Source organism: Kitasatospora sp. NPDC091257, assembly GCF_044757675.1.
Taxonomy (GTDB): Bacteria; Actinomycetota; Actinomycetes; order Streptomycetales; family Streptomycetaceae; genus Kitasatospora; species Kitasatospora lactacystinica.
The window spans coordinates 1-4,502 of record NZ_JBIVVI010000760.1 but is presented as its reverse complement, the minus strand read 5'-3'; the positions used below and the strand labels follow the sequence as shown (position 1 = coordinate 4,502).

Sequence of the window (4,502 nt, the reverse complement as noted above, 5' to 3'; positions counted from 1 at the left end):
GACCCGGGGCGGCGGGAGTGGGAGGTCAGACCCCGGCCCGTTCGCGCCGTACCCGGTCGGCCGCCTGCTCGGCGGCGGCGGGCAGCGGCAGGGCGAGCCAGGGTGCCACGGTGGCACGCATGCCGTCGGCGAAGCGCGAGCCGGTCCCGGTCAGGGCCCCGGACGACGCCAGCCGCTCCACGGCTTCGGCGGTGTACCGCCGCCAGAGCGCGAACTGCTCCCGTGCCCGGTCGGCGGCCGGTCCCGGCAGTCCGTCGTACGCGCGGGTGCGGGTGCCCCAGTACTCGGTGACGGCCAGGTGGGCGTACGTGCCCTGGAGCAGCCCTTCGAGCGGCCGGGGGTCGGGCCGCCAGGGGGCGAGGTACAGCGTGGTGTCGGCGCGGTCGTACAGGTCCGTCAGGTCCAGCACCGCGCCGAGCTTGACGTGCTGGAACTCGTGCGCGAGCAGCAGGGCGAGGGTCGGCGCGGTGGCGGGCCGGGCGATGCCGACCGCGCCGTACGCCTGTCGGGCCGCCGAGCTGACGTCCCGGCCGGTCGGGCCCGGCCGCAACGGGGTGACCGTCGCCAGGCCGGCCCGGATGCCCTCCGCGTACCCGGGCAGGTCCCGCCCGAGCAGCTCCCAGGCCTCGCGCAACGCGCCCGTCCAGTCGAGCAGTTCGCCCTCGGACAGGCGGTCCGCCACCGGGTGGTCGTGGCAGTCGCGCAGCGGGTCGGTGTCCTCCAGGGCGACCGTCCAGCCGCCGGCCAGCCGGACCCGCCGCAGCGGTTCGTCCGGGACGGTGTGCACCGAGCCGTCGGACGCCCGCACCTCGAAGCCGTCGGCCCGCCCGGTGACCACGGCCTCGCCGTCGGGTACGGCGATCCGGCCGAGCGTCGGCAGGTGCAGCCACCCGCCGCGGACGGGCACCGCCATCGCGTCCCCCCGCCCGGCCCGCACCGCGGCCGCCGCGGCGAGCGCGGCCAGCGGGCCGAGCCCGACCGGCAGGTCCCCGGCGAGTCTGCGGGCCGCCCAGGAGCGGGCGTACGGGTGGGCGAGCACGGTGTCCACGGCGGCGGGGGCCGCCGAGTCGAGCTCCGCCAGCAGGGCCCACGCCTCGGCCCGCCCCTGTCCGGAGGCGTCCCAGGCGGCGGCCAGCATCGCTCGGGTGAGGGCGAGTTGGGAGCGGCCGAGCGCGGCGATGGTCTCCGCGCTCCCGTATCCGCGCGCCAGCTCGTCGAGTTGCGACGGGGTGAGCGCGCCGGGCGGCAGCGGCTCGGCGCCGGGCCGGTCGGCCTCGGCCGCCCGCACCGGAACGCCAGTCGAACTCCCGTTCCCCGCAATGCCGTTGATGAACGTCATGAGATCACCGCAGTAGACGGAGGGATGGTCGAAGCTGCCTCCTCCATCGTCGCTCCGATAGCGGTGGGCGTACAGCCCGCCACCGCAGGAGCGGACCACGGAGCAGGCGCGGCAGGCCTCGCTCAGCCCGGCCAGTCCGGACTGGCGGGCGGCGATGCCGGGGTGGCGGGCCAGGTCGTCGAGGCTGTGCGCGAAAACGTTCATGCCGGTGACGGGCGCGCCGTCGTACGCGGTCTTCAGGCTGTCGGCCTGCTCGAAGGTCCCGTCCGTCTCCAGGACCGCCAGGTCGGAGGGCTCCAGGCCGAGCGACTCGGTGAGGCTGGAGAATCCGCGCAGGGTCCGGTGCACGGACTCGAAGGTCCGTACGGCGAACGGCCGTCCGTCCGCTTCCCACAGCCCGTGGACGGTCAGCAGCCAGTCGGCGTACGGGGTGGTGGCCGGTCCGGCGGGGCGCGCGGGCGGATCGTCCCAGGTGGCGTGCGGAAGCAGGAAGTCGACGGCGGGCGGGCGGAGTTCGGCCAGCGCCCGGTACACGGCCACCGGGTCGTTCTCGACGTCCATCGTGCACAGCAGCCCGGCGAACAGGTGCCGGTGCTCGGGCTCGTTCAGCAGCGCGACCGCCCGCAGCACCTGCGGGTGGCTGCTGCGTCCGTCGGCGAACCGCCGGTGGCGGTCGTTGGCGGCCCGGTCGCCGTCCAGCGAGATGCCGACCTTGATGTCCTGCTCCGCGAACAGCGAGCAGAAGTCCCGGCTCAACAGCACGCCGTTGGTGTGGATGCGCAGGTCGAGCACGCAGCCGGGCGGGAGTGCCGCCCGGAGCGTCCCGGCGGCGCGGCGCAAGCGGTCCGGGCCGGCGAGCAGGGGTTCTCCCCCGTGCAGGACGACCCGGACGGCGGGCAGCCGGTGGGCGGCCGCGTGCTCACCGATGCGCTCGGCGGCCTTGGCCATGATCCCGTCCGCGATGACCTTCGGCCGGGAGCGCCAGCTGCTGTCCGCATGCTCGTAGACGTAACAGTGGTCGCAGGCCAGATCGCACCTGCTGTGCATCTTGACCACGAACTGCGTCAGCGGCAGCGGAATCGACGTCGTCATGGAACTGTTCGGCTCGGTTCGGTCTGCTCGGTCTGGGTTCCGCTCGGAGGTCCGGGTCGGGTCAGATCGAGGAGTTGAAGGCAGCGACCGGCACGAGGCCGGATTCCGCGCCGGGGAGCGCGCGCTGGAGCCGGGAGGCGAGCTCTTCCGCGCCGAGCGCGGCGAGATCGGCGAGGGAGGGGCGTTCCGGCGTCTCCTGAGGGTCAGTGAGCTTGCCGGCCGGCCTGGTGCTGGTTACCGGGGTCATATTCGTTTCCTTAGGCGCGGTTAGGACCTGCCGAGGGTGGGTAAGCCCACCCGGTTGCGACCAATGTAGTGCCAGCGAAGACTCCGCGCGGCACCTTGCGGACTCACGTTGAACTCCCCAGGCGGTCCACGTCGTACGACAGCGCGCCGAGCCCCCAAAATTCACCCGTTCAGCGGTCGCGCACTTCGCCCTGGCGCACGCCGAAGCGCACCGCCGGGACGAGCACCCGGACGAACACCCGGGCCCGCATCCGGAAGAGAACCCGGAGGAGGACCCGGAGGAGGACCCGGACGGGAACCGGGACCAGCACCTGAACCAGTACCTGGGCACACCCCGGGAGTGCCCGGGGATGCCCTCCGACAAGCACGCCATCCGGCCAAGCGTCCGATGTCCGGGATTCATTCCCCCGGCTCGCCGAGCTCCCGGACGGTCCGCACCAGCTCCTCGGTGAACTCCAGCCCGCTCGACGTCAGTTCGCCGCAGCCCAGGAGCGTCCGCCCGGCGGCCAGGGTGTGCGTCCGCCAGCGCGCGAACTCCCCGTGCGCGCGGGCGGCGTCGCCCGCCCCGGCGGCCGCCTCCGCCCGCCAGAAGTCCGCCACGCCCAGGTGCGCGTACGCCCCCTGGAGCAGCGCCCCGGCCGGGCGCGGGTCGGGCCGCCAGGGGGCGTGGTGGATGGCCGGGCCGCTGGGGCGGTGCAGCGGCACCAGGTCCAGCAGGGCGCCGAGTTGGACGTGGAGGAACTCGTGCACCAGGGCCAGCGCCAGCAGCACCGGATCGCCCGGCAGCGAGGCCGCCACCGCGCCGTAGGCCCGCCGGGCGGCGGCGCTCACCGCCTCCCCGCCGGGGGCGGGCCGCAGCGGGACGACGGTGGTCACGCAGGCCGCGACGGCCGCCGCATGACGGCGGTGACGGCGCACCAGGATGTCCCAGGCCTCGGACACCCGCTGTTCCCAGAGCCCGAGTTCGGCGCCGGCGAGCGGACCGGCCGGCGGACGTCCGTAGTCCACCCGGCGCGGGCCGGCGTGGTCGATCGACGGCGACCAGCGCAGCCCGTCGCACTCCAGCGCGAGGGGCGCGCCGGAGCCGGGGCGGAGGAACTCGCCCAGCCCGCCGAGCGGAACGTCCTCCCCCGCCGCCGCGCCGCGCAGGCAGTCGGCCGCCCAGGCGTCCAACTCGGGCCGCAGCAGCACCTCCTCCCACCGCTCCCGGTCGTCCCGCTGCAGCGCCCGCACCCGGGCGTACGCCTCCCGGTAGCCGTCGTGCTCCGGCACCGCCCGGCGCAGCGCCAGCAGCAGCAGCGCCCGCTTGCTCAACTGCCCGCCGCGCAGCAGCCGGACGGCCTGCGGCCCGCCGCGCGCGCCCGCGATCGCCCGGAACGTCTCCCGGTCCACGCCGTGCCGGGGCAGCCCGTCCGCCCCGCGGGCGCCCGGTACCCCGGCCGCCACCACCTCGCCCGTACCCGCCACCGGTCCTCCTCCTCGTCCGTTCGGCTCCCGGCCCGGTCGGCCGGCCCATCGCCCAACCCGCCGGGTCCGTCCGCAGTCTCCCCGCGCCGGGGCGGATCAGCCGGACGGCGGCCGGGCATGACCCGGACGGGTGAGCCGAACCGCCGCCCGCCGACGCCCGACGCCCGACGCCCACCAGGAACCCGCCACCCGGGCCCGCGCCGGTCCTCAGCTCCCCGCCAGCCCCGCCACCCCCGCCCGCAGGCGCCCCGCGATGTGCCGGACCAGCTGGAGAAGGCGAGCCGCTTGTCGCTCTCCGAGCGGTCCGGTGCCGAGCGACGGTCCTCGGCCACGTACGCGGACGGGATGCCGCAGCCGG

At 75.9% G+C, this 4,502-nt stretch carries 4 protein-coding genes; all 4 read right to left on the bottom strand.

The genetic code is table 11. From position 1 onward, the window contains the following. Positions 1 to 25: 25 nt before the first annotated feature. The gene (locus ACIQOV_RS28970) at positions 26 to 2,431 is read right to left on the bottom strand and encodes an FxsB family cyclophane-forming radical SAM/SPASM peptide maturase (protein WP_401053479.1); all 2,406 of its coding nucleotides are present in this window, start codon (positions 2,429 to 2,431) and stop codon (positions 26 to 28) included. A 61-nt stretch (positions 2,432 to 2,492) separates the two neighbouring features. Next, on the bottom strand, positions 2,493 to 2,678 hold the full coding sequence (locus ACIQOV_RS28965) for a hypothetical protein (RefSeq protein WP_355268748.1): 186 nt from the start codon (positions 2,676 to 2,678) through the stop codon (positions 2,493 to 2,495). Positions 2,679 to 2,847: 169 nt separating this feature from the next. Further along, positions 2,848 to 2,988 (bottom strand): hypothetical protein, encoded by a 141-nt coding sequence (locus ACIQOV_RS28960; protein WP_401053477.1) that lies wholly within the window; start codon positions 2,986 to 2,988, stop codon positions 2,848 to 2,850. An 88-nt stretch (positions 2,989 to 3,076) separates the two neighbouring features. Then, positions 3,077 to 4,144 (bottom strand): aKG-HExxH-type peptide beta-hydroxylase, encoded by a 1,068-nt coding sequence (locus tag ACIQOV_RS28955; protein ID WP_401053475.1) that lies wholly within the window; start codon positions 4,142 to 4,144, stop codon positions 3,077 to 3,079. Between the last annotated feature and the right edge of the window lie 358 nt (positions 4,145 to 4,502).

Bases quoted from the DNA above. Each gene is read 5' to 3' on its own strand.
- ACIQOV_RS28970 (WP_401053479.1), bottom strand. From the start codon at position 2,431: ATGACGACGTCGATTCCGCTGCCGCTGACGCAGTTCGTGGTCAAGATG.
- ACIQOV_RS28965 (WP_355268748.1), bottom strand. From the start codon at position 2,678: ATGACCCCGGTAACCAGCACCAGGCCGGCCGGCAAGCTCACTGACCCT.